Origin of the sequence: Herbaspirillum sp. CAH-3, assembly GCF_009668275.1 — a bacterium.
In the GTDB taxonomy this organism is placed as follows: Bacteria; Pseudomonadota; Gammaproteobacteria; order Burkholderiales; family Burkholderiaceae_D; genus Herbaspirillum; species Herbaspirillum aquaticum.
The window spans coordinates 241,079-263,812 of record NZ_VSWE01000006.1; the positions used below are offsets into that span (position 1 = coordinate 241,079).

At 63.5% G+C, this 22,734-nt stretch carries 22 protein-coding genes; 11 read left to right on the forward strand and 11 right to left on the reverse strand.

Features of this window, described 5'->3' with window-relative positions:
* Positions 1–2: 2 nt before the first annotated feature.
* From FYB76_RS09900 to rph, 4 genes are all read right to left on the reverse strand, one after another.
* On the reverse strand, positions 3–1,202 hold the full coding sequence (locus FYB76_RS09900; RefSeq protein ID WP_154133542.1) for an EAL and HDOD domain-containing protein: 1,200 nt from the start codon (positions 1,200–1,202) through the stop codon (positions 3–5).
* Between the two features lie 142 nt (positions 1,203–1,344).
* Complete coding sequence (gene hemW / locus FYB76_RS09905) at positions 1,345–2,589, reverse strand: radical SAM family heme chaperone HemW (RefSeq protein WP_154133543.1); 1,245 nt, start codon at positions 2,587–2,589, stop codon at positions 1,345–1,347.
* Positions 2,586–3,176 (reverse strand): RdgB/HAM1 family non-canonical purine NTP pyrophosphatase, encoded by a 591-nt coding sequence (rdgB, locus tag FYB76_RS09910; protein WP_088753819.1) that lies wholly within the window; start codon positions 3,174–3,176, stop codon positions 2,586–2,588. The genes hemW and rdgB overlap by 4 nt, the downstream gene beginning before the upstream one ends.
* Before the next feature lie 153 nt (positions 3,177–3,329).
* Positions 3,330–4,058: a ribonuclease PH gene (gene rph, locus FYB76_RS09915; RefSeq protein ID WP_034335535.1), complete on the reverse strand. Its 729-nt coding sequence runs from the start codon at positions 4,056–4,058 to the stop codon at positions 3,330–3,332.
* A 317-nt stretch (positions 4,059–4,375) separates the two neighbouring features.
* Between rph and FYB76_RS09920 the strand changes: the two genes are divergently transcribed.
* The 5 genes from FYB76_RS09920 to FYB76_RS09940 all read left to right on the forward strand — a co-directional run bounded on the left by FYB76_RS09920 (position 4,376) and on the right by FYB76_RS09940 (position 10,023).
* Positions 4,376–5,290 (forward strand): YicC/YloC family endoribonuclease, encoded by a 915-nt coding sequence (locus FYB76_RS09920; RefSeq protein WP_154133544.1) that lies wholly within the window; start codon positions 4,376–4,378, stop codon positions 5,288–5,290.
* Between the two features lie 91 nt (positions 5,291–5,381).
* Positions 5,382–6,020 carry a guanylate kinase gene (gmk, locus tag FYB76_RS09925; RefSeq protein ID WP_039788345.1) on the forward strand — a complete coding sequence of 213 codons (639 nt, stop codon included), beginning with the start codon at positions 5,382–5,384 and terminating at the stop codon, positions 6,018–6,020.
* Between the two features lie 75 nt (positions 6,021–6,095).
* Positions 6,096–6,299, forward strand: a complete 204-nt coding sequence (gene rpoZ, locus FYB76_RS09930) for a DNA-directed RNA polymerase subunit omega (protein WP_008328299.1) — start codon at positions 6,096–6,098, stop codon at positions 6,297–6,299.
* A 35-nt stretch (positions 6,300–6,334) separates the two neighbouring features.
* Positions 6,335–8,596: a bifunctional (p)ppGpp synthetase/guanosine-3',5'-bis(diphosphate) 3'-pyrophosphohydrolase gene (locus FYB76_RS09935; RefSeq protein ID WP_088753817.1), complete on the forward strand. Its 2,262-nt coding sequence runs from the start codon at positions 6,335–6,337 to the stop codon at positions 8,594–8,596.
* 200 nt (positions 8,597–8,796) lie between these two features.
* Positions 8,797–10,023 carry a DUF2252 family protein gene (locus FYB76_RS09940; RefSeq protein ID WP_154133545.1) on the forward strand — a complete coding sequence of 409 codons (1,227 nt, stop codon included), beginning with the start codon at positions 8,797–8,799 and terminating at the stop codon, positions 10,021–10,023.
* 7 nt (positions 10,024–10,030) lie between these two features.
* Here FYB76_RS09940 and FYB76_RS09945 read toward each other — a convergent pair whose 3' ends face one another.
* Entirely contained in the window at positions 10,031–10,999 is a 969-nt protein-coding gene (locus tag FYB76_RS09945) for a LysR family transcriptional regulator (protein ID WP_154133546.1), read from the reverse strand.
* A 143-nt stretch (positions 11,000–11,142) separates the two neighbouring features.
* Here FYB76_RS09945 and FYB76_RS09950 point away from each other — a divergent pair, with 143 nt between their 5' ends.
* Positions 11,143–11,751 carry an FMN-dependent NADH-azoreductase gene (locus FYB76_RS09950; protein WP_154133547.1) on the forward strand — a complete coding sequence of 203 codons (609 nt, stop codon included), beginning with the start codon at positions 11,143–11,145 and terminating at the stop codon, positions 11,749–11,751.
* A gap of 72 nt (positions 11,752–11,823) precedes the next feature.
* Here FYB76_RS09950 and FYB76_RS09955 read toward each other — a convergent pair whose 3' ends face one another.
* Together FYB76_RS09955 and greB are read right to left on the reverse strand one after the other, a co-directional pair.
* Positions 11,824–13,164 (reverse strand): DUF3422 family protein, encoded by a 1,341-nt coding sequence (locus FYB76_RS09955; RefSeq protein ID WP_088753813.1) that lies wholly within the window; start codon positions 13,162–13,164, stop codon positions 11,824–11,826.
* A gap of 123 nt (positions 13,165–13,287) precedes the next feature.
* Positions 13,288–13,845, reverse strand: a complete 558-nt coding sequence (greB, locus tag FYB76_RS09960; protein ID WP_088753812.1) for a transcription elongation factor GreB — start codon at positions 13,843–13,845, stop codon at positions 13,288–13,290.
* Positions 13,846–14,036: 191 nt separating this feature from the next.
* Here greB and FYB76_RS09965 point away from each other — a divergent pair, with 191 nt between their 5' ends.
* Together FYB76_RS09965 and FYB76_RS09970 are read left to right on the forward strand one after the other, a co-directional pair.
* On the forward strand, positions 14,037–14,924 hold the full coding sequence (locus FYB76_RS09965; RefSeq protein WP_121039877.1) for a methylglyoxal synthase: 888 nt from the start codon (positions 14,037–14,039) through the stop codon (positions 14,922–14,924).
* 7 nt (positions 14,925–14,931) lie between these two features.
* Positions 14,932–15,546 (forward strand): hypothetical protein, encoded by a 615-nt coding sequence (locus FYB76_RS09970; RefSeq protein ID WP_088753810.1) that lies wholly within the window; start codon positions 14,932–14,934, stop codon positions 15,544–15,546.
* 89 nt (positions 15,547–15,635) lie between these two features.
* Here the strand turns inward: FYB76_RS09970 and FYB76_RS09975 are convergent, their stop codons facing one another.
* The 4 genes from FYB76_RS09975 to FYB76_RS09990 form a co-directional block, all read right to left on the reverse strand.
* Positions 15,636–16,994, reverse strand: a complete 1,359-nt coding sequence (locus FYB76_RS09975) for an EAL and HDOD domain-containing protein (RefSeq protein ID WP_154133548.1) — start codon at positions 16,992–16,994, stop codon at positions 15,636–15,638.
* 150 nt (positions 16,995–17,144) lie between these two features.
* Positions 17,145–18,032 (reverse strand): 23S rRNA (adenine(2030)-N(6))-methyltransferase RlmJ, encoded by an 888-nt coding sequence (locus tag FYB76_RS09980; RefSeq protein WP_154133549.1) that lies wholly within the window; start codon positions 18,030–18,032, stop codon positions 17,145–17,147.
* Positions 18,033–18,234: 202 nt separating this feature from the next.
* Positions 18,235–19,971 (reverse strand): ClcB-like voltage-gated chloride channel protein, encoded by a 1,737-nt coding sequence (locus tag FYB76_RS09985; protein WP_154133550.1) that lies wholly within the window; start codon positions 19,969–19,971, stop codon positions 18,235–18,237.
* Complete coding sequence (locus tag FYB76_RS09990) at positions 19,964–20,341, reverse strand: winged helix-turn-helix domain-containing protein (protein WP_088753806.1); 378 nt, start codon at positions 20,339–20,341, stop codon at positions 19,964–19,966. The genes FYB76_RS09985 and FYB76_RS09990 overlap by 8 nt, the downstream gene beginning before the upstream one ends.
* Positions 20,342–20,487: 146 nt before the next feature.
* On the opposite strand from FYB76_RS09990, the gene modA reads away from it, so the two are divergent.
* The 3 genes from modA to FYB76_RS10005 are packed head-to-tail and all read left to right on the forward strand — an operon-like array spanning position 20,488 to position 22,668.
* Positions 20,488–21,258, forward strand: a complete 771-nt coding sequence (modA, locus tag FYB76_RS09995; protein ID WP_154133551.1) for a molybdate ABC transporter substrate-binding protein — start codon at positions 20,488–20,490, stop codon at positions 21,256–21,258.
* Positions 21,259–21,279: 21 nt separating this feature from the next.
* Positions 21,280–21,954, forward strand: coding sequence for a molybdate ABC transporter permease subunit (gene modB, locus FYB76_RS10000; RefSeq protein WP_154133552.1), 675 nt, complete (start codon positions 21,280–21,282; stop codon positions 21,952–21,954).
* 45 nt (positions 21,955–21,999) lie between these two features.
* Positions 22,000–22,668, forward strand: a complete 669-nt coding sequence (locus FYB76_RS10005) for a sulfate/molybdate ABC transporter ATP-binding protein (protein WP_370516337.1) — start codon at positions 22,000–22,002, stop codon at positions 22,666–22,668.
* The last annotated feature ends 66 nt before the right edge of the window (positions 22,669–22,734 follow it).

Genomic DNA, 22,734 nt, shown 5'->3' on the forward strand with positions numbered 1-22,734 from the left:
AATCACGCCTCGGTGCTGACGCGTGTGGCCCAATTGAAGGCCTGGATGAGACAACGGCAATACACCTCGGCATCGAGGCCGGCGGCATCCAGGTCGACGTGGCGCAGGGGAATGCGGCCGTCTTCGGAGCGCTCCACCACATCGAGCAGCTTGCCCAGCCGGCCGGTGCGGTATACCAGCGCATTGACGATGTCCACCGGCAGCTTGAGCGGCTCGATGATGTCGTTCAAGGGCATGCCCAAGAGGATGTCCAGCAGGGAAAACATGCCGGTGATGAAGGCACGATCCAGCTCTTCCTGGGTGCACTCCACCTTCTGCGCCATCGCTTCCATCATGGCGGCGCGGGCAGCCGCGCGCGGCAGCAGCGGATTGGCCGACTCGTCGCCGGGGAAGCGGGCATACAGCAGCAGTTGCAGCCAGCGCTGCAGTTGGCGGCGGCCCAGCAGGTTGATGGCCTGGGTGAAATTGGTGATGTGCGCCGAGAAACCGAAGGCCGCCGAGCTGACCAGTTTGAAGAGCTGGTATGACAAGGCCGGATCTTGCTTGAGCAGCGATTCCAGTTCGTTGGCATCGGCGTCGCGCGCCACCAGTTCCAGCAGCTTCAGCAGGCGGGCACGGGAAATCGAATTCTTTTGAGACAGGCGGCTGTCGGGATGCAGCGCATAGTCACCCGAGAACCAACGGAAACCTTCAGCCCGGCAGGCGTCAAACTGAATGGCATCACCGACGTTCTCGGCCAGGTGCGGGCCCCGCAGGCGATGCAGCCATTGTCCGGTTTCAGGCAGGTGGCCCACGCCGGCATCCAGCGCCATCGATTCGACAAAGGGAAACACGCTCGCGCCCTGCGCCGGCAAACCGTCGGCGATGATGGCAAAGCCCCGGCTGTAGAGCCAGTCCAGCGCATCGATCTTGCCGGGGTCCACGCAATGTTCGACCGGAACCCGCAATGCGAGCTGGCCTTGCGGGATCTCATGCCGGAATTCAGGCGCGAAGATCGCCGGGTCGCGCACCGGAATGATGCAGCTCAGACCACCCAGCGCGTCGTGCAGGTCAAACTCGTTGAACAAGCGAGACAACAAGGCATTGTCATCTTCGACCGCCGGTGAAATATGCAGCGACAGCGCGGTCCAGACGTGGTGGACGTCCGCGACGGGCTGCAAAAACACGAGTGGGAATGGAACGCTTTTATCCTGAACAGCCATATTTTTATCGTGGCGCGCCGCATTGATTTGCTGAGACGCTCTGCAATGTTAAAAAAATATTAACAAGTTTCCCAGCAGAATACTTAATTAAAATTAAATTTTTTCTAAATATACCCGATAAAAGGCGGCTTGCAACACGGCTTTACTCTGACAAGAAAATTTCCTGCAAATCATTGAGGAAACGGCGGCCAAGATCGGTCGGCCGGATCAAAGCGTGATCGCGATACAACATGCCTTTTTGCTCTGCCAGATTCAGTGATTTTTCGATCTGGTTCAGGCTCATGCCGGTGCGTTCAGCAAAGAGATTCGGTGAGAATCCCTCCGTCAGGCGCAGGGCATTGAGCATGAATTCAAAGCCCAGGGCATCGCGGCCGATTTCGGCTTCTTCCTGCACCGGCGTCCCGGCCTTGGCGTGCTCCAGATAGGACTGCGGATGCTTGTAACGCATCTGGCGCACGATGCGGTGCGGGAACGAAAGTTTGGAATGCGCCCCGGCACCGATGCCAAGGTAGTCGCCGAATTGCCAGTAATTGAGGTTGTGGCGGGCGCGCCGCTTGGGCTGGGCGTAGGCCGAGACCTCGTAGTTGACGTAACCGGCGGCGGTGGTCAGTTCGGCGATCATGTCCTGCATGTCGGCGCTGGCATCGTCATCGGGCACCGGCGGCGGGTACTTGGCGAAGAGCGTATTGGGCTCCAGCGTCAGGTGATACAGCGACAGGTGCGGCGGCGCGAAGGCGATGGCCGTTTCGATGTCGGACCGCGCCTCTGCCAGGGTCTGCTGCGGCAGCGCATACATCAGGTCAAGGTTGAAATTGTCGAAGTTGGCCTGGGCGATCTCCACTGCCTTGCGCGCCTGGTCGCCATCATGGATGCGGCCCAGGGCATGCAGGTGCTGGCCGTTGAAGCTCTGAATGCCGATGGACAGGCGGCTGATGCCGCTGTCCCGATAGGACCGGAACTTGTCGGCTTCGAAAGTGCCGGGATTGGCTTCCATGGTGATCTCGATGTCGCCATCGAAGGGCAGCAAGGTGCGCAGGTCCGACAGCAGGCGGTCCAGCCCGGCCGCCGAGAGCAAGCTGGGGGTGCCACCGCCGATGAAGATCGTATGGATCTTGCGGCCCCAGACCAGCGGCAGCGACTGCTCCAGGTCGCTGCGCAGCGCATCCAGATAGGCCTCTTCCGGGAAACTGCCCTTGACCTCATGGGAGTTGAAGTCGCAATACGGGCACTTGCGCACGCACCACGGGAAATGCACGTACAGCGACAGCGGCGGCAAGGCCGTCAATTGCAGGCTGCCGGGCTTCAGGAAGGCCAGCGCGGCCTGGGCCGGACCACTGCCCGCCTGGCCGGCTGGGAGGTCGGCCGGGATCGGCTTGATGGGGATCATGCCAGCTTCTCGACCAGGGCACGCAAGGCCTGGCCACGGTGCGAGACGGCGTTCTTCTCGGCCGCCGTCAGTTCGGCGGCGGTCTTGCCCAGGGAGGGCAGCAGGAAATACGGGTCGTAGCCGAAGCCGCCCTGCCCGCGCGGCTGGTCGATGATCTCGCCCTTCCAGACACCATCGGCGATCACCGGCTGCGGGTCGTCCGCATGGCGCACGTAGACCAGCACGCAGTAGTAATAGGCGGACTTGTCGGCATGGGCAGCCAGATCGGCGATGAGCTTGGCGTTGTTGTTGGCATCCGACTTGGGCTCGCCGGCGTAGCGCGCGGAAAACACGCCGGGCGCGCCGCCCAGGGCATTGACGCAGACCCCGGAATCATCGGCCAGCGCCGGCAGGCCGGTCAGGCGGGCGGCGTGGCGGGCCTTGGTCAGGGCATTCTCGACGAAGGTGCCGAAGGGTTCCTCGGCTTCGGGCACGTCGAATTCGCCTTGCGGGCGCACGTCCAGTCCGATGTCTCCCAGGAGACTGGCGAATTCCTTCAGTTTGCCGGCGTTGTTGGACGCCATCACGATCTTTTGCTTGGGTTGCATGTCTGGTCCTGATCTTGACGAGGCGCGCGGGATGGGCATGACAGCCCCTGCGCCCCAATGAAAAACGCCATGTCGGTGGAGCACATGGCGTTTTTGTTCATATCGCTTCTTGGCGGCATTGTACGGCGATTTGCGCCGCGACGTGGCCGGGAATTAAAGGCCCAGGGCCTGCTTCTGCAGGCCGTTGAGCGTGGCGATGCCTTGCTGGGCCAGGTCCAGCAGGCTGTTGAGCGTGGCGCGGTCGAAGGCGGCGCCTTCGGCGGTGCCCTGCACTTCGACGAAATGGCCGCCATCGGTCATGACCACGTTCATGTCGGTATCGCAATCCGAGTCTTCGAGGTAATCCAGGTCCAACACCGGCACGCCCTGGTAAACGCCCACCGAGATCGCGGCCACGAACTGCTTGACCGGAATGGTCTCGATCAGGCCACGGGACTTCAGTACGTTGAAGGCGTCGTAGGCGGCCACCATGGCGCCGGTAATGGCGGCGGTGCGGGTGCCGCCGTCGGCCTGCAGGACATCGCAGTCCAGTTGCAGGGTACGTTCGCCGAAGGCTTCCAGGTCGAAGGCGGCGCGCAGTGCGCGGCCGATCAGGCGCTGGATTTCCTGGGTGCGGCCGGATTGCTTGCCCTTGGCGGCTTCGCGGTCCATGCGCGTGTGCGTGGAGCGCGGCAGCATGCCGTATTCGGCGGTCAGCCAGCCCTGGCCTTTACCCTTGAGGAAGCCGGGCACCTTTTCCTCGATGGAGGCGGTGCAGAGCACGCGGGTGTCACCGAACTCGACCAGCACCGAGCCTTCGGCGTGCTTGGTGTACTGGCGGGTCAGGCGCACGTCGCGCAATTGCGAAACGCTGCGGCCGCTGGGGCGATGGGAAGCTGTCATGGTGATCCTTGTCTTGGTCTGGGCGAAGCTGGACGGATGGCGGGTGGCCAATCGGCACCCAAAACCGCCCGTTTGATGTTTTTGATAGCGCGGCGCCGCGAAACTTCATTAAAATGCGGGCTCCGACCGGGTGGCACCCGGGCAGGCCGCACAAGGCGGTGCCGGAACGTTCAAGTCCGGCATTGTAAAGGAACACGATGCCCGCCGTCGCGGCATCGGCCATTTGCCTCGCCTGGCCAACCTGCCCACCCCGCCCGCAACCCTTTTTCGCCGGCGCGCCCTGCTGCGCCGCCCGCCCGCTTTATGGAGTCCCGACCTTGACCATCTACAGCATGACCGGCTACGCCGTCACCACCCGTGAAACCACTGCCGGCACGGTCACCCTGGAAATGAAGAGCGTCAATTCGCGCTTCCTCGACCTGCAGTTCCGCATCAACGATGACCTGCGTGCAGTCGAACCGATGCTGCGCGAAGCCATCATGGGCCGCCTGGTGCGCGGCAAGGTGGAATGCCGCCTGTCCTTCGGCCGCAAGGTCGCCAGCGGCAACAGCCAGGCCCTGAACCATACCCTGGTAGGCCAGCTGGCCAGCCTGCAAGACCAGCTGCGCGCGCAATTCCCCGACGCCGCCCCGCTGTCGATCAATGAACTGCTGCGCTGGCCCGGCGTGATGGAAGAGGCCGAGATCAGCCAGGACACCCTGCAGGCCGACATCCTGGCCACCCTGCAGCAGACCCTTGACGCCTTCGTCGAATCGCGCGCCCGTGAAGGCGCGGCCCTGCAGGCCGTGATCCTGGCCCGGGTGGATGCGATGGAAGCCATCGTGGCCCGCATCACCCCGCTGGTGCCGCAACTGGTCGAGCAATTCCAGCAGAAGGCGACCGAACGCATGACCGAAGCCCTGGGCCTGGCCCTGCAGACACAGAATGGCGCTGCGCCCGTGGCCACCCGCGAGGAATCGCTGGAGCGCATCCGCCAGGAAGTGACCCTCTATGGCATCCGCATCGACATCGCCGAAGAGCTGGCGCGCCTGTCGGCCCACCTGGGCGAAACCCGCCACATCCTCAAAAAGGGCGGCCAGGTCGGCAAGCGCCTCGATTTCATGATGCAGGAACTGAACCGCGAAGCCAACACCGTGGGCTCCAAGGCCGCCGTCAAGGAACTGGCCGATGCCTCCATGGAGCTGAAGCTGCTGATCGACCAGATGCGCGAGCAGGTGCAGAATCTGGAATGACGCCAGCCGCACGGCCCCATTCCGACCGATATTGATCGGTTAAATGGTTAAATAGCTAAATAGTAATAAGACATTTTTCAGCGAGGACCCCATGCCCGTCCAAAAACCCACTTCCGGTAGCCTCTTCATGGTGGTCGCCCCGTCCGGCGCCGGCAAATCGACCCTGGTCAACGCCCTGCTCAAGCAGGAGCCGGCCATCAAGCTCTCCATCTCCTACACCACCCGCGCACCGCGTCCGGGCGAAGAACATGGCCGTGAATATTATTTCACTGACGTGGAAGATTTCCTGAAGCGCCAGGCCGAAGGCGAATTCCTTGAATGGGCCGAAGTGCATGGCAACTACTACGGTACGTCGCGCCTGATGATTGCCGACCAGATCGCCAATGGCACCGACGTGCTGCTGGAGATCGACTGGCAAGGCGCCCAGCAGGTAAAGAAACAATTTACCAATGCGATCGGGATCTTCATCCTGCCGCCCTCGATCGCCGCACTGGAAGAGCGCCTGAAGAAGCGCGGACAGGACGAGCCGCACGTCATCACACGCCGCATCCTGGCCGCTGGCGGCGAAATCGCTCACTCGCCGGAGTTCGAATATGTTATTATTAATCAAGAGTTTGCCGTCGCTTTGTCCGAACTGACGGCAATCGTCCAGGCCGCCCGCTGCCGCTTCCCGCAGCAAGCCGCCCGCAATGCCTACCTCTTCACCCAGCTGGGCATCCACGCGAGCTAAACTGCACAAGCCAGACCAGCAACCCGGCGCCGGACCCATCAATCCACAAGCAAGACCGTCATTCAGGAGTATCACATGGCCCGCATTACCATCGAAGATTGCCTCAAGCAGATCCCCAACCGCTTCCAGTTGACCCTGTCGGCCACCTACCGTGCCCGCCAGCTGCTGCAAGGCCACACCCCGAAGGTGGAAGCCAAGGACAAGCCGACCGTGACCGCCCTGCGCGAAATCGCCGCTGGCAAAGTCGGTATCGAGATGCTCAAGAAGGTTCCGGCCTGATCCTGGTCCGTCCATGAAGCTGATAACGGACAAGTATGAGCCTCACCACTACCGACTCCACCTTATCAGCCGCTGCTAGCTCCAAACGTGCCGCCGGTTCCGGCCGCACCGCAACTCCCCTCGAAGTCGCCCCTGCCGCCCACAGCGGCGTGGCGACTTTCGCGCATCTGATCCCCAAGCTCGAAGAGTACCTGACCCCTTCCGAACTGAAGAAGGTCAAGGAAGCCTATCGCTTCGCCGACGAGATGCACCTGGGCCAGATGCGCAAGTCCGGCGAGCCCTACATCTCGCATCCGCTGGCAGTGGCCGAGATCTGCGCCGAATGGAAGCTCGACGCCCAGGCCATGATGGCGGCCTTCCTGCATGACGTCATGGAAGACCAGGGCGTCAAGAAGGAAGAGCTGATCGAGCGCTTCGGCGCCTCCGTGGCCTCGCTGGTGGATGGCCTGTCCAAACTGGACAAGATCGAATTCCAGAGCCAGGTCGAGGCGCAGGCGGAAAACTTCCGCAAGATGCTCCTGGCCATGGCCCGCGATGTGCGGGTGATCCTGGTCAAGCTGGCCGACCGCCTGCACAACATGCGCACGCTGGGCTCCATGCCGCCCGAGAAGAAACGCCGCATCTCGCGCGAGACCATGGAAGTCTACGTGCCCATCGCGCACCGCCTGGGCCTCAACAACATCTACCGCGAGCTGCAGGAGCTGTCCTTCGCGCACCTGCATCCGCTGCGCCACCGTACCCTGCTCAAGGCCGTCAAGGCCGCGCGCGGCAACCGCCGCGAAGTGGTGACCAAGATCATGGAATCGGTCACCAGCACCCTGATCGCCGCCGGTATCCCGGCCCAGGTCGATGGCCGCGAAAAGACCCTCTACGGCATCTACCGCAAGATGCGCAACAAGCACCTGAGCTTCTCGCAGGTGCTCGATGTGTACGGCTTCCGCGTGGTCGTGGACAGCTTCGCCAATTGCTACGTGGCGCTGGGCACCCTGCACTCGCTGTTCAAGCCGATGCCGGGCAAGTTCAAGGATTACATCGCCATTCCCAAGCTGAATGGCTACCAGTCGCTGCACACCACCCTGATCGGCCCCTACGGCACGCCGGTGGAGTTCCAGATCCGCACCACCGACATGCACCGCGTGGCCGAGTCCGGCGTGGCCGCGCACTGGCTCTACAAGGACGACGAAGGCAGCCTCACCGACCTGCAGCAGCGCACCCATGCCTGGCTGCAGTCGCTGCTGGACATCCAGAAGCAGACCGGCGATTCGGCCGAGTTCCTGGAGCACGTCAAGGTCGACCTGTTCCCCGATTCGGTCTACGTCTTCACGCCCAAATCGAAGATCATCGCCCTGCCCCGTGGCGCCACCGCGCTCGATTTCGCCTACAGCATCCACACCGACATCGGCGACCAGACCACCTCGGCCATCATCAACCACGAACCGGCTGCGCTGCGCTCGGAGCTGCACAACGGTGACATCGTCGAGATCATCACCTCGCCGACCTCGCGCCCCAGCCCCAACTGGCTGGGCTATGTACGCACCGGCAAGGCCCGTTCGGCCATCCGGCACCGCCTGCGCACGGCCAACAAGGTCGAGTCGCAAGCCGTCGGACGCCGCTTGTTGGGCAACGCTCTTCATACGCTGGGCATCGAACCTGAACTTCCTTCCCATATCGTCGAGCGCCTGCTCAACGAATCCAGCGCCAAGACCATGGACGACCTGTATGCCGAGATCGGCATCGGTACCCGCATGGCGCCGCTGGTGGCACGCCACATCATGACCATGATGGATACCGGCGCAAGCGTGCCGCAGCTGGATCCGGAAGGCCACATGCTGCCCAACAAGCCGGACCCGGTGGTCATCACCGGCAGCGAAGGGGCGTCGGCGCAATTGTCGTCCTGCTGCATGCCGATCCCGGGCGACCGCCTGACCGGCTATCTCAAGCCGGACCAGACCCTGATCGTGCATACCCAGGAATGCGAAACCGCCAAGCGCCTGCACGAGAAGGAACCGGACCGCTGGATCGACCTGGTCTGGGGCCACGACCTCAATCGCCGCTTCGATTGCCGCATCACCATCCTGATTCACAACGAGCGCGGCACGCTGGCGCGCATCGCGGCCGAGATCGGCGAGTCCGATGCCAACATCGTCTCGGTGGCCATGGATGACGAAGGCGGCAATGCGTCCATGAAGTATCTGCGCTTCACCATCCAGGTCGAGGATCGCGTGCACCTGGCGCGCCTGATGCGCGGCATCCGCAAGATCGACAGCGTCGCACGTATCCTGCGCGAACGCGGCTGATCCTGCCCTGCTCCCTCTGCAAACGCCCGCTGTTGCGGGCGTTTGTCTTTTCCGTGAGCCCTCTTGCGGGCAGGCCATGGCCGGGAGTCTGACAAGGCAAGTCTCGCTTCTCTGATAGGCAGTCGGCGAAGAGGCGAGGAAACTCGACCTTGGGCCTCATCCGCCCGCAGAAGAAATTCATATAAATAATATAAATCGCCATGCCAAAAAAACTGCTCACGAGGACGCCTCGGCCCTCTGCACGCCAGGACATCCTGAAAACCGCCCAGAACCTCAAAATGGCCCGCTCCGCCCACGCTTACGTGCGCGGCAGCACCCTGCGCTTCTACAACTGGCTCAACGAGACCCGGGCCAGCAGCCTGCCCGAAGGCCCGGCCATCTGGATCTGCGGCGACTGCCACATCGGCAACCTGGGTCCGGTGGCCAATGCCGAGGGCAAGATCGACATCCAGATTCGTGACTTTGACCAGACCGTCATCGGCAACCCATCGCACGACCTGATCCGCCTGGCACTGTCGCTGGCCATGGCCGCGCGCAGTTCGGACCTGCCAGGCGTGATCACGGCCAAGATGATGGAAGTGCTGGTGGAGGGATATGAATCTGCCTTCCGGCCCGGCGACGACCTGCGCCTGGGCAAGAAACCGCAGTCCGTACGCGTAGCCCTGAAGACCGCCCATCGCCGCACCTGGAAGGAACTGGCGCATGAACGCATGCAAGGCAAGACCGTGCATATCCCGCTGGGCAAACGCTTCTGGCCGGCCTCGCGGCAGGAAAGAAAAGAGATCACCGCGCTGGTGGAATCGGCGCCGGCGCGCGCGCTGCTGACCGCCTTGCGGCATCGCGAGGACGATGCCGCCATCAAGATGCTCGATACCGCCTACTGGATGAAGGGATGCAGCTCCCTGGGCCTGCTGCGCTTTGCCGTGCTGCTGGATGTGAACCAACAGGCCAGCGAAAGCAGCGACTTGTGTCTCTTCGATATCAAGGAAGCCGTCACCGCCGCTGCACCCCGCTACCGCGATGCCGGCATGCCGCGCGACAATGCCGAGCGGGTTGTCACGGGGGCCCGCCACCTGGCGCCGCACCTGGGTTCACGCATGCTGGCCACACGCTTGCTGGAGCGTCCCGTCTTCGTCCGCGAACTGCTGCCGCAGGACCTGAAACTGGAAATCGATCACGTCAGCCAGGAAGAAGCCCTGCGGGCGGCCCGCTACCTGGCCCGCGTAGTAGGCCAGGCGCATGCCCGCCAGATGGACGAAGCGACTTGCCGCGCGTGGCATACGGAGCTGGCACGGCAACGCTCGAAGACGCTGGAAGTGCCGTCCTGGTTATGGCGCAGCGTGGTCGACCTGGTGGCCAACCATGAGCGCGCCTATCTGGAACATTGCCGCCGCTACGCCCTGGGCGAGCAGGCCGTGGAATTCTGAGCTGCGCTCAGGCCGCTCTCGGCGTCAGGGAAAGCGCAGCAGTCTCGCGTTCCAGTTGCTCCTGGCAGGCCTGCGCGCCCTTGTCGGCAATGCCGCGCTCCAGTTTGTCGGCGAAGAATTCGATGAGCGCACTGACCGCACTGGGCAATTGGCGCCGGTGCACGTAGACGGCATAGAAGCCCATGGTGTCGCGCTGGTAGTCCGGCAGGATATTGACCAGGCTGCCATTGCGCAGGTCTTCGGAGGCCAGCATGGTCGGCAGCAGCGCAATGCCCAATCCTGCCCGCGCCGCACGCAGCTGCCCTTGTGCGGTGTTGATGCACAGGCGCGGCACCACCCGCACGCTCTCCGGACCGTGCGGCCCTTCCAGCTTCCACACCGTATGCTGGGGCGCCTGCGAAGTGGCCAGGCAGGCATGGCCCACCAGGTCGGCCAGCGCCTGGGGCGTGCCTTCCCGCTCCAGGTAGCGCGGACTGGCGATGAGGGCCATATGGCTTTGCACCAGCTTCCTCGCCACCAGGCTGGAGTCGGGCAGCACCCCGCCACGGAAAGCCAGGTCGATGCCCTCGGCGATCAAGTCTGCGCGTCCGTCATTGAGCACGAACTCCAGCTGCACCTTGGGATAGAGATGCATGAACTCATGCATCCACTCGATGGAAAAATTGTCGAAAAAGTCCACCGGCGCGGCTACGCGCAGGCTGCCGGAGGGCTCGCCCTGGCTTTCGGTGAGGCTGGCGCTGGCGTGCTCGATGTCTTCCAGGCCCGGAGCGCAGCGCTCGAAGAACTCCCGCCCTGCTGCCGTCATGTTGAGCTGGCGCGTGGAGCGTTGCAGCAGCCGCACCCCCATGGCCGCCTCCAGCGCCTGCAGGCGGCGGCTGATGGTATTGGGCGGCATGGACAGCTTGCGCCCGGCAGCGGCGAAACTGCCGGCCCGCACTACGTGGACGAAGAGCCAGATGTCGTTGAGGTCTAGCATGGCGATAATCGATTCCCACCAAAAATGGATCAGTGAAATGCGATTCTCGCATCTATTGGAAGAAATGAAAACTGGGTATCGTTGACCCCAATGCAAAGGCGTTCACCGAAGGCCTTGCCCACCGAACAACGAAAGGACACACCATGAGCACTCTCCTGCACATCGATTCCAGCGCCCGCAGCGGCGGTTCCATCTCCCGTGAGCTGACCGCTTCCTTCGCCCAGCAATGGCAAGCCAAGAACCCCGGCGGCAAAGTCATCCACCGTGACCTGGCGGCCAATGCCCTGCCGCACCTGAGCGAATCGCTGCTGGGTGCCTATTTCACCCCGGCCGATGCCCGCAGCGCCGAGCAAGCCGAAGTCATCAAGCAATCCGACGCCTTGGTGGACGAACTGCTGGCCGCCGACACCATCGTCATCGGCGTGCCGATGTACAACTTCGCCCCGCCGTCGACCCTGAAGGCCTGGATCGATCACGTCTTCCGCGCCGGCCGTACCTTCAAGTACACCGAGACCGGCCCGGTTGGCCTGGTCACCGGCAAGAAGGCCATCATCATCCTCTCGCGCGGCGGCAAGTATTCCGAAGGCCCGATGGAAGCGCTGGACTTCCAGGGCAAGTACCTCAAGAGCGCGCTGGGCTTCATCGGCATCACCGATGTGGAACTGGTGGTCGCAGAAGGCGTGTCCATGGGCGAAGAAGCCGCCAAGGCCGCCGTGGCCGATGCGCAAGCCAAGATCAACGCTGCGGTCTGATCCTCGCCTGAACATCTCCCTGCAACGGGGCGCATCGCCAAGGCGGTGCGCCCCGTTCGCTTTGGAACATCGTCAATGGTTGCCAAGGTCCTTGTGCATGCGGCGCAAGCCCAGCCAGACGCAGGCCGCCACCACCGGCACGACCAGCCCGGTGGCCAGGTCCGGATTGATCGGCAGGCCGGCCGCCTTGGCCGCCTTGCCGGCATAACCCAGCAAACCGATGACGTAGTACGAGATCGCCGCCACCGACAAGCCCTCCACCGCCTGCTGCAGCTTCAGCTGCTGGGCGGCTCGGGTATTCATGGATTCCAGGATCTGGCGGTTCTGGCGCTCCTGCACGATCCCGATGCGGGTACGCAACAGGTCGTTGGTATGGGCGATGCGCTCGGCCAGCGCTTCCTGGCGGCGGGCGATGGCCTGGCAGGTATTCATGGCGGGCGCCAGGCGGCGTTCCATGAACTCGCCGATGGTCGGTACTCCCTCGATGCGCTGCTCGCGCAATTCCTCGATACGCGCCTGCACCAGGCGGAAATAGGCTTGCGAGGCCGAGAAGCGATAGCTGTTCTCCAACGACAGCTTCTCGATGCGCGCCGCCAGCCCGGTGATCTTGCGCAGGATGCGTTCATCCTCGGCCATCTCCTCCGGGGTGCCGCTGGTGGATTGCTCGGACTGCACCATGGCGGCGGTCAGCGCAGCGAGGTCGCCTTCGATCTCGTTGAGCAAGGGGCCGGACTGCTGCGCGTGCGGCAAACCCAGCAGCGCCATCATGCGATAGGTCTCGATTTCAAGAATGCGCTGCGCCAGGCGTCCGCCCTGCAATTCGCGCAGTCCGATATCGCGCACCACGAAGCGCGAGAAACCATCGGACTGGATCTGGAAATCGGTCCAGATCTCGCCCCCTTGCAAGACCTTGCTGGAACTCATCAGCTTGCCTTCGAAGATGCGCTGCATCTGGCGCGCCGTCGCAGCCGTATCGTCGGCCCCCGGCTCGACCACCACATGCGCGGCCACCATGAGCTTGCCCTTCAGTCCCAGCAGCCACTGCTGCGGGATATGCGCCAGCGGCGCACGGGCAAAGGCCTGGTCCGTACCAAGTTCTTCCTCATGCGCCTGGGCGAAGGTGTAGGTGGCGAACTCGGTATGACATTCCCACTTCAGGCGGAAGCGGCCGAAGTCATGATAGAAGTGCTTGGCCTCGCCGCCCGGCGCGACGACGCCGAAGTGCGCGCACAGTTCGTCCAGCAGGGCATGCTGGGCGCTGGCGTGACGGCCGCTGTTGCCGTCTTCGCGCACGTAGACGGCCAGGTGCGTCAGGGTTTCCGAGCGGGTGAGCTGCAAGAAGGGGCGCGAATGCACCTCGGCAGCCAGGACGACGCGCTGCGGATGATTCAGGCTGGCAAAAACGATGGACATGAAACGTTCTCGTGGAAGATTGAAATTCGGTATGCCGGGCGCCGCAAGTGGCGCACGCGGCGACAGCCTGCCCGCATGCAATTTGCACGCCGGGCCGCCGTCAACAAGGGAAAAGGACAAGCGCTACTGCGGCGCCGGATACGTCACTTCCAGGATGGTCAGCTGCTCTACCCCCGACGGTGTCTGCAGCACCACTTCATCGCCCTCGCGGGCTTTTGTGAGCGCCCGCGCCACCGGCGAGATCCAGCTGATCAGCCCCTTCAAGGGATCGAGTTCATCGATGCCCACGATGGTGACGGTATGCGCTTCGCCGCGCTGGTTTTCGTAAGTGACGGTGGCGCCGAAGAAGATCTGGTCGCTGCCGTGATGCACCGAAGGATCGACCACCTCGGCATTGTCCAGCCGCTTGGTGAGGAAGCGGATGCGGCGATCGATCTCGCGCAGGCGCTTCTTGCCGTAGAGGTAGTCGCCGTTTTCGGAACGGTCGCCGTTGGAGGCGGCCCAGGACACCACGCGCACCACTTCCGGACGCTCTTCATCGATCAGGTGCAGCAGCTCATCCTTGATGCGCTGATGCCCCTGCGGGGTCATGTAGTTCTTGCTGCCGGCGGGAATGGCCGGCAAGGCGATTTCATCATCGTCGTCGGCACCGTCGGATTCTTTTACAAAAGCCTTGTTCATGCTGGAGTGGGGTTGGTATGCAGGTTGACGCTTATTGTAGCCGCATGCGAGCGCCTGCAACGGTACAGTTGCGGCGATTAATGCGCGGGGCATTTGCCGGACTCGCCCTTTGGAGCGCACTCGGCGATAATCTCCACTCGCACCTGCGCATGCCGTCCATGCCAGGTCCTCCAACTCGCCTGCTTGCGCCCATGTCTTCCATCGCTCCCCGCTATCGCATCGGTCTCATCGCCAACCGCGCCCATCAAGACGCCTCGGATTCCGCCCTGGTCCAGCTGCTGACCGGATCGCGCCATCGCATCGAAAGCCTGCAACCCGAACTGATCGTGGTCGGCCGCACGCTGGACGCCATCGGCCAAATGAATCTTCTGCCCGGCTATGAGCACCTGGTGCGCTTTCCCTATGGCCGGCACGGTGGCCTCATGAAGCTGGTGTCGCGCACGGTCGATCCCGATCCCGCCCGCACGCTCGATGCGGTGATCTACCTGATCGATCCGGTCGACCCTTCTTCCACCTTCCCGGAAGCGGTGGCCCTGAAGCGCCAGTGCGTGATCCACGGCAAGCCCTTCCTCTCGACCCTGGCCGGTGCCCAGGAGTGGTTCGAGCTGGAAGCCCTGGCCAACGGGGCCGCGCCCGACAGTTTCCTGGACGACCGTTTCCATCTGAAGGACGAAGGCATCGCCCTGATCGCCCACGACGCCATGAAAACGCGCATGCTGGAGCTGGCCGAAAAGCATTTCGAGGTACTCGACCAGTTTGCCTTCCGCTGTGCCACCGGCACCACCGGCGGCCTGCTCAACCAGCTGGCGGTGAAGATGAAAGGCGAAGCTGGCCGCAACTGGGTCAAGCCCTTCCTCTCCGGCCCCTTGGGCGGGGATGCCCAGATCGCCGAACTGATCCTGGAACGCCAGTGCCGCCGCGTGCTGTTCCTGGAAGACCCGCACGTGGCACGCCAGCACGAGGCCGACATCCAGCTGCTGGAGCGCGCCGCCCGCACCGTCACCGGCTATGCCTCCTGCATGAGCGACGTGAAATGGGGCGACCGCTGGCTCTCGCTCATCAAGGCGCGCGCCGTCTGATTGCTGGATGACTGACCCGACCCTGCCGCCGCGCCGGCCGCCCCGCTGGCGCCGGCGCCTGCTCGCACCGCTGATCTACACCGCAGCCCTGCTGCTGATGCTGGAAGAATGGCTGTGGGACGCAACCCAGGCGGTCTTGGCGCGCATCCCTGAATGGCCCTGGCTGGTCCGGCTGCAACGCTGGGTGGAACGGCTTTCGCCCTACGCCGCCCTGCTGATCTTCCTGGCACCGACCCTGCTGCTTTTGCCGGTGAAGATCCTGGCGCTGATGTCCATCGCGCATGGCCACCCCAGCCTGGGCCTCATCATCGTGCTCACTGCCAAGGTGCTGGGTACGGCGCTGGTGGCGCGCATCTATGCGCTCACCCGCCGCAGCCTGCTGTCGCTGGACTGGTTCCAGCGCTATCACACCCGGCTGCTGGAGCTCAAAGCCAGGCTCACCGCACAGTTGCAGGCCACGGCGGGCTGGCAGCAGGTGCAGCGCCTGATCAAGGCGGTCAAGTCCGCCATCGGGGAATTCAAGGGCAAGCTGGCCGCCCGCATGGCAATGCGCCCGGGCGCGCCGTCCTCTCGCCTGTTGCGGCTGCTGCGCCGGCTGGTGGCCCGCATGCGGAGCAAGTAGATTCAGCCTGTCGCGCTTGAAAATGAAAAGGGCTGCAAACGCAGCCCTCCCGTCATGACAACACGTGCGCTCCCGGTGCAGCGGCGCATTCAGTCATCGTCATCATCGTCATCGATATAGCCCTCCGGCGGCGGCGACATCTGCATGCTGGCCTGCTGCCCGATATTGTTGTTGGCGATGCTGTTGCCCCATTCGAAGGCCTGCTTTTCGGCGGCGAAGAAATCATCGGCCGACAGTTGCAGTTCGTCCAGCAGGCGCTGCATCTCCGCCTGGTCCGGCGCGCGCAGTTCGGTGCACTCCACCAGGCGCAGCACGGTGCCATAGAAACCGGTGCGGCGCAGCAGCGCTTCGCGGATCTCGGTACTGACGGTGATCTGGCGCAGCACGGTTTCCATGCTCATGCCGAAAAGTGCATCCACCAGCGACATGATGCCGACCGTAAACGCCATCTCCGACATCTTGCGGCGCCCCGGACGGATCTTGGCCGTGATCAGTTCCAGCATCTTGCCGCGCGTGGCCGCCAGGATCATCAGCGGCGACATGGAATGGGCGCGGTCCTTGTCGGTATTGGCAAACAGCAGGATCTGCAGCCAGCGCTTGAGCTGGCGGCGGCCCAGCACGATCAGCGCCTGGCCCAGCGAGTCGATGAATTTCTGGAAACCATAGACGGGCGTGTTGACCAGCCGCAGCAGCGTGAGCGACAGGGCCACATCGCGCTTGATGTAGCGCACGATCTCGGCGTTGTCGACATTGCGCACCAGCAGCGTGAGCAGGTGCATGATGATCATCTTCGAGGCTTCCAGCTTCTTGCCCTGGAGGATCATCGGCTTGGCGAAGTAATAGCCCTGGAAATAATCGAAGCCGAACGTCATGCAGTCATTGAACACCTGCAGGCTCTCGACCTTCTCGGCCAGCAGTTCCTTCTGCGCCCGCTTGAAATGCACCGACAGCTTGAGCAGCTTGCTGGGATCGACTTCCATCACGTCGATCTTGATGATCTTCACCAGCGGCAGCAGCTCTTCGATCTCCTGCGACTCGGCCACCACGTCGTCCAGCGCAAAGACGTAGCCGGCGGCCACCAGTTCACGCACCCGCGTCACCAGTTCGGGCGTCACGCGCACGGTCTCCAGGATCTCCAGCACCACCTTGTCGGCCGGCAGGAAATAGATGAAGTCGCTCATCAGCACAGCCGCATCGACATTGATGAAGCCGTGCAGGTTGCCGATCACGTTGGACAAGCCCAGCTCGGATGCATGGGCGATCACGGCCGCCGTGGCCGTGACGTCATCCTTCACATTGGCCGGACCGAAGGCAGCACTGCGAAACAGCAGTTCATAGCCGATCAGGTCTTGGTCGCGGCTCAGGATGGGCTGGCGCGCCAGGAAGAAATCCAGGGCCTGGTGCGCAGGAAGGGGCGAAACGGTTGGATCGGCTGACTGGTCTGACATGGTTGGTTTTTCAGGGGCCCCTGGCGTTGCGATCAATCTTGACGTGAAGCAATCCGCTTATTGTATGCCGATTTGGCATGGTTTCAGCGACATCCAGACTACTCAAAGCGAAAAAACTCACAGATATTCACAAATCTGCTGTTTATTGCGTCAGTTTTCGCCGGACTCCAGCACATACTCGGCAGTGTCATCCACCCCCAGCGCCTCGATCAGCCAGGGCATCACTTCCTTCAACTGGGCTTCCAGCGTCCACGGCGGGTTGAGGATGAACATGCCGCTGTTGTGCAGGCCAAATCCATCCGGTGCCGGGCCATGGATGGCCAGCGTGACATTGAGCCAGCTCTTGGCGCCCAGGCGCTTCAAGCGCTCGGGCAACTGGCGCGACTCGTTGCGCTGCAGGACCGGATACCACACCGCATAGGTGCCGGTCGGGAAGCGCGTGAGCGCATCGGCCAGCACCTGGGCCACATGGCTGTAGTCGCGTTTGTCTTCATAGGGCGGATCGATGAGCACCAGGCCGCGACGTGACGGCGGCGGCAGCAAGGCCTTGAGGCCCTGGAAACCATCGCCGCGGTACACCATCACCCGTTTGCCGCGCGCGGCCGGGCGCTGGCCCTGGGCGGCGGCGTGGGCTTCGAGCTTGCGGAAGTTGTCTTCCAGCACCTTCACTTCGCTGGGGTGCATTTCGAACAGGCGCAGCCGATCCTGCTCGCGCATGGTCTTCTCGGCGCAGTAGGGCGAACCGGGGTAATAACGCATCTTGCCGCTGGGATTGAGCGACCTGACCAGATCGACATATTCCTTCACCATCGCCGGCAGGTCCTTGCGGTCCCACAGTTTGGCGATGCCGGTTTCATATTCGGCGTTCTTGCTGGCGTAATCTCCATCCAGCGCATAGACGCCTGCGCCGGCATGGGTGTCGATGACCATGTAGGCAGGGTCTTTCTGCCCGAGATAGCGCATCAACTGGATGATCACCATGTGCTTCAGGACATCGGCGTGGTTGCCGGCGTGGAAAGCGTGGCGATAACTCAGCATGGAAAATTCACTTCTAGGATGGGGGGTTGAAATCGGGTGGCAGCGCCGCTTGCTTGCGCCTTGCGCCACGACCACCGTTGAGGTGGAATGTTTCGCATTTTATCAAGGATAAGTGAGCAGTTGTCGGACACCTCCGCCATTGTTACAAACAACGGCGGTGCCAGCAGCTGCAACGCAGGAGTCAGCAGGCTCTCCCCTGCCCTCAGTTGCCGGCGCGATCCAGGCGGAAATAGGCGTCCAGCAGCGAGGTCTTGAAGACCACCCCCAAAAGGCGCGGGTCTTCAGCGCTGGCGATGACGGGCAAACGCTCCCCCTGGTGATCCAGGAACAGCTGCAGTGCCTCGCCCAACGACATGTCCGGCGTGACTTCATGCAGGAAATGCGGGCGCAGGAAGTCCCGTGCGACCCGGCCTGCCGGTTCCTTCTTGTCCAGCAGCCAGGAAGTGATGTCCTGCAAGGCCACCACGCCCTGGTAGCGCTCATGGGCATCGACGATGTAGACGTACTTGACCGGGTATTTCAGGAACAGCGCGCTGACCTCCTCCAGGCTGGCCGTCTCGGCCAGCACCGTTTCGGCCGGGCGGATCAGTTCGCTCATGTGGGTACCGCGCAGGCGCAGCCGTTCTTCGTTGTCGCGGTGGCGTTTGAGGGTGATCTCGTACATCGAGCGCCCGTCCGTGCTGCGCGCCACCACATAGGCCACCACGCAGGAGAGCATCAGCGGCAGCACCACCTGGTAGCTCAGGGTCATTTCGAAGATCATCAGGATCGCCATCAGCGGCGCATAGGAGGCGGCCGCCAGGAAGGCACCCATGCCCACCATGGCATAGGCGAAGGGCTGCGACATGTGGAAAGGCAGCAAGGCCTGCGCCGCATCCCCGAACAGGTAGCCCACCGCCGCCCCCACGAAGAGCGTCGGCGTGAAAATACCGCCGACCGCGCCCGAACCGACCGTGATGGCCGTGGCCAGTACCTTGACGACCAGCACCATCAACACCGCCTGCCACAGCCAGGTGGTATGCAGCAACGAATTGACCAGGCTGTAGCCATTGCCCCAGACCTCCGGCACTTCGATGGAAATCAGCCCGACCAGCAGCCCGCCCACACCCAGCCGCACCGGCAGCGGCAACTTCAGCTTGCCGAAGCCCTGCTTGCCCAGTTCCAGCACCCGCAGGAATCGTGGCGCCAGGATCCCGGCCAGCACGCCCAGCACCACGAACAGCAGCACTTCCCAGCCGCCGATCTCGGGGAAATACGGCATCTCGTAGGCGGCGCGATAACCGGGCAGCTCGCGCATGGTGATGTTGGCCACCACCGAGGCCACCACCACCGGGCCGAAACTTTCCATCACCAGCGAGCCGAGCACAATCTCCGTAATGAAGAAAGCGCCCGCAATCGGCGCGTTGTAGGCCGAGGTAATGCCTGCTGCAGCCCCGCAGGCCACCAGCAGCCGCAGGCGGGATGAAGGAAAGTGCGAAAACTTGCCCACCAGCGAGGCGCACAGTGCCGAGAGCTGCACCATCGGCCCCTCACGGCCGATGGAACCGCCGGAGGCAATCGAGGCCAGCGAGGAAATGCTGCGCAACAGCGTATTGCGCACCGGAATGGCGCCATCGCCGATGGCCACCGCTTCCATGTAGTCGCCGCCATTGCCGGCCGGGGTGCGCTTGGCCCACACCAGGAACAAGCCGGCGATCACACCGCCGCAGGTGGGCAGCAGCACCCGCACCGGCCAGGACAGCCCCTTGGCAATATCGACGAAGCTGCCATCATGCCCGGTCAGCCAGATCTGCAGCAGGGCGATGCATTCACGGAAGGCGATGGTGGCCAGCGCACCGACAAAGCCGGCCAGCGCGCCCCACAGCAGCATGGAATGGTTTTCGGAAACGCGGCAGGCATTGAGTACCCGCAGCCGGTACTTGATCCACAGCTCATGCATGGTCGTCGTCGCCCTCCGGATGGGCGGTGCTCATCAAGCCCTGCAGATGCCTGAGGTCGGCGGCGATGCTGGCCGCCGCCTTCTTCTGCATGCGGCGATAGCGCGCCAGCACTTCCTGGCCCAGCTCAGTGACTGCCGCCCCGCCCCCGCGTGCGCCACCCGTGGCAGTCGCCACCAGCGGGCTGGTGAAGCAGCGGTTCATTTCCTCCACCAGCAGCCAGGCGCGGCGATAGGACATCTCCATCTCGCGCGCCGCCCCGGAAATCGATCCGGTCTGTGCAATCGCCTGCAGCAGGTCGGCCTTCCCCGGGCCGAAGGCGATGGTCTCGCCTTGCATCACGCGCACTCGTAGGGTCTTGGAATCATTCATGCGCGTGATTGTACTAGCGGGCAGTCCACTGCGGCCAGGCGGCTGCACGCATTTGACGTTCGTTATATCCTTGCGTATATTTCGGCGGCCTGCCCGGCTTACCTTTTTTGCCCATTTCTTCATTTATTGCGACCAAGGACTGCACGATGCTAAAGACCTCCCGCCTCAAAGCCGCCCTGGGTGCCGCTGGCGCCGCTGCGCTGCTGTTGGCCAGTTCTGCCGCACAGGCCACCGACCTGGTAGTATCGGCTGCGGCCAGCCTCACCAATGCCTTCAAGGAACTGGCACAAAGTTTCGAACAGCAGCATCCGGGAGTGAAGGTCATTACCAACTTTGGTGCCTCTGACATCCTCATGCAGCAGATCGTGCGCGGTGCCCCGGCCGACGTCTTCGCCTCGGCTGACCAGACCGCCATGGACAAGGCCGCCGCCGCAAAAGCCGTGGATCCGGCCACCCGCAAGAATTTCGCCGCCAACCAGATCGTGGTCATCGTGCTGCATGACGCCAAAGCGCAACCGGCGACGCTGGCGGACCTTGCCGGCAATGGCTACCAGCGCATCGCCCTGGGCAATCCGGCCTCCGTCCCCTTCGGCCGCTACACCAAGGCCGCACTGGAGCAGGCCGGACTGTGGACGCAAGTGCAAGCCAAGGGCGTGATGGCAGAGAACGTACGCACCAGCCTGGATTACGTGGCGCGGGGCGAAGTCGACGCCGGCTTCGTCTTTGCCACCGATGCGGCGGTCATGCCGGAGAAGGTCAAGGTGGCCCTGCGCATCCCCTCCACCACCCCGGCCACCTATCCCATCGCGGTGACCGCCGGTACCAGGCAGCCGGTACTGGCCGCGCAGTTCGTGGCGCACGTACTCTCGGCCGGCGGCCAGGCGGTGCTGGCTCGCCATGGCTTCCAGAAGCCCTGATCACTTGCCGCGGCGCGCCTGATGCATCCGGTCTGGACACCCCTGCTGCTCTCGCTGAAGGTCGCTGGACTGGCGACTTTGCTCAACCTGGTGCTGGGCGTGACCGCTGCATATGGGCTCTCGCGCTGGCGCTCGCCGCTGCGGGATTTCATCGATTCCATCCTGACCCTGCCGCTGGTACTGCCGCCGACCGTGCTGGGCTACTACCTGCTGGTGCTGTTCGGCCGACGCGGCACCTTCGGGGCTTGGCTGGAGGGCATGGGTATCCAGCTGGTCTTCACCTGGCAGGGAGCGGTGCTGGCTTCTACCGTGGTGGCCTTTCCGCTGGTGCTCAAGGCCGCGCGCGCAGCCTTCGAGAGCGTCGATCATCAGCTCGAAGACGCCGCCCGCGTGCTGGGCGTGTCCGAAGCCGGGGTATTCTTCCGGGTCAGCCTGCCCCTGGCCACGCGCGGCATCATGGCGGGCGTGCTGCTGGCCTTCGCGCGCGCCCTGGGGGAATTCGGCGCCACCCTGATGGTGGCCGGCAACCTGCCGGGACGCACGCAAACCCTGTCGGTGGCTATCTACGAAGCCGTGCAGGCGGGCGACGACGCAGCTGCCACGTTCCTGGTGGTGGTGACCTCGATCACCTGCATCGTGCTGTTGATGGTGGCCGGGCGCCTGATGCCGGACCGCACCCAGCTGCCGCTCCGGTAAGATTGCTTCACCTTCCCTCCTGCTACCTGACACCTGAACCATTACGTGAGCGTCGACCTCCACCTTCAGAAAGAGCTGCGCGCCGCCGATCGCGTCTTTTCGCTCGACATCACCCTGGCCTCAAACAGCCAGCGCATCGTGCTATACGGCCCTTCGGGTTCGGGCAAGAGCCTGACCCTCAAGGCCATCGCCGGTTTGATGCGCCCTGACAGCGGCCACATCCGCATCCAGGGCCGCACGCTCTTCGACAGCACGCAAGGCATCGATGTGCGCGTGCAGGAGCGCAACGTCGCCTACCTGTTCCAGGACTACGCCCTCTTCCCGCATCTGACGGTGGCGCAGAACATCGCCTTCGGCCTGGCACGCGGCAGCGTCAACCTGCGCCGGCCGGCCGAGCACCCGGCGGTGCGCCAGTGGTTGCAAGCCTTTGAACTGGACACCATCGCCCACAGCCGCCCGTCGCAGATTTCCGGCGGCCAGCGGCAGCGGGTGGCGCTGGCGCGCGCACTGGTGGCCGAACCCGACATGCTCTTGCTGGACGAACCCTTCTCGGCACTGGACCTGTCCCTGCGCCAGCGCATGCGCGCCGAGCTGGCCGAGCTGCAGACGCGCCTTCAGGTGCCGATGCTGCTCATTACCCATGACCCGGCCGATGTGGAAGCGCTGGGGCAGACGGTATTCGAACTGCGCGACGGCCGCCTGCATCGTCCCTGATCCTGGACACCTGATTTCAGGGCGGCGGACGAAAAAAAACCGCACTCTTGTGGAGTGCGGCATCAA

Excerpts from the sequence above, each read along its gene's own strand:
- FYB76_RS09900 (WP_154133542.1), bottom strand. The coding sequence starts at position 1,202 with ATGGCTGTTCAGGATAAAAGCGTTCCATTCCCACTCGTGTTTTTGCAG.
- hemW (WP_154133543.1), bottom strand. The coding sequence starts at position 2,589 with ATGATCCCCATCAAGCCGATCCCGGCCGACCTCCCAGCCGGCCAGGCG.
- rdgB (WP_088753819.1), bottom strand. The coding sequence starts at position 3,176 with ATGCAACCCAAGCAAAAGATCGTGATGGCGTCCAACAACGCCGGCAAA.
- rph (WP_034335535.1), bottom strand. The coding sequence starts at position 4,058 with ATGACAGCTTCCCATCGCCCCAGCGGCCGCAGCGTTTCGCAATTGCGC.
- gmk (WP_039788345.1), top strand. The coding sequence starts at position 5,382 with ATGCCCGTCCAAAAACCCACTTCCGGTAGCCTCTTCATGGTGGTCGCC.
- rpoZ (WP_008328299.1), top strand. The coding sequence starts at position 6,096 with ATGGCCCGCATTACCATCGAAGATTGCCTCAAGCAGATCCCCAACCGC.
- FYB76_RS09935 (WP_088753817.1), top strand. The coding sequence starts at position 6,335 with ATGAGCCTCACCACTACCGACTCCACCTTATCAGCCGCTGCTAGCTCC.
- FYB76_RS09940 (WP_154133545.1), top strand. The coding sequence starts at position 8,797 with ATGCCAAAAAAACTGCTCACGAGGACGCCTCGGCCCTCTGCACGCCAG.
- FYB76_RS09945 (WP_154133546.1), bottom strand. The coding sequence starts at position 10,999 with ATGCTAGACCTCAACGACATCTGGCTCTTCGTCCACGTAGTGCGGGCC.
- FYB76_RS09950 (WP_154133547.1), top strand. The coding sequence starts at position 11,143 with ATGAGCACTCTCCTGCACATCGATTCCAGCGCCCGCAGCGGCGGTTCC.
- FYB76_RS09955 (WP_088753813.1), bottom strand. The coding sequence starts at position 13,164 with ATGTCCATCGTTTTTGCCAGCCTGAATCATCCGCAGCGCGTCGTCCTG.
- greB (WP_088753812.1), bottom strand. The coding sequence starts at position 13,845 with ATGAACAAGGCTTTTGTAAAAGAATCCGACGGTGCCGACGACGATGAT.
- FYB76_RS09965 (WP_121039877.1), top strand. The coding sequence starts at position 14,037 with ATGTCTTCCATCGCTCCCCGCTATCGCATCGGTCTCATCGCCAACCGC.
- FYB76_RS09970 (WP_088753810.1), top strand. The coding sequence starts at position 14,932 with ATGACTGACCCGACCCTGCCGCCGCGCCGGCCGCCCCGCTGGCGCCGG.
- FYB76_RS09975 (WP_154133548.1), bottom strand. The coding sequence starts at position 16,994 with ATGTCAGACCAGTCAGCCGATCCAACCGTTTCGCCCCTTCCTGCGCAC.
- FYB76_RS09980 (WP_154133549.1), bottom strand. The coding sequence starts at position 18,032 with ATGCTGAGTTATCGCCACGCTTTCCACGCCGGCAACCACGCCGATGTC.
- FYB76_RS09985 (WP_154133550.1), bottom strand. The coding sequence starts at position 19,971 with ATGCATGAGCTGTGGATCAAGTACCGGCTGCGGGTACTCAATGCCTGC.
- FYB76_RS09990 (WP_088753806.1), bottom strand. The coding sequence starts at position 20,341 with ATGAATGATTCCAAGACCCTACGAGTGCGCGTGATGCAAGGCGAGACC.
- modA (WP_154133551.1), top strand. The coding sequence starts at position 20,488 with ATGCTAAAGACCTCCCGCCTCAAAGCCGCCCTGGGTGCCGCTGGCGCC.
- modB (WP_154133552.1), top strand. The coding sequence starts at position 21,280 with ATGCATCCGGTCTGGACACCCCTGCTGCTCTCGCTGAAGGTCGCTGGA.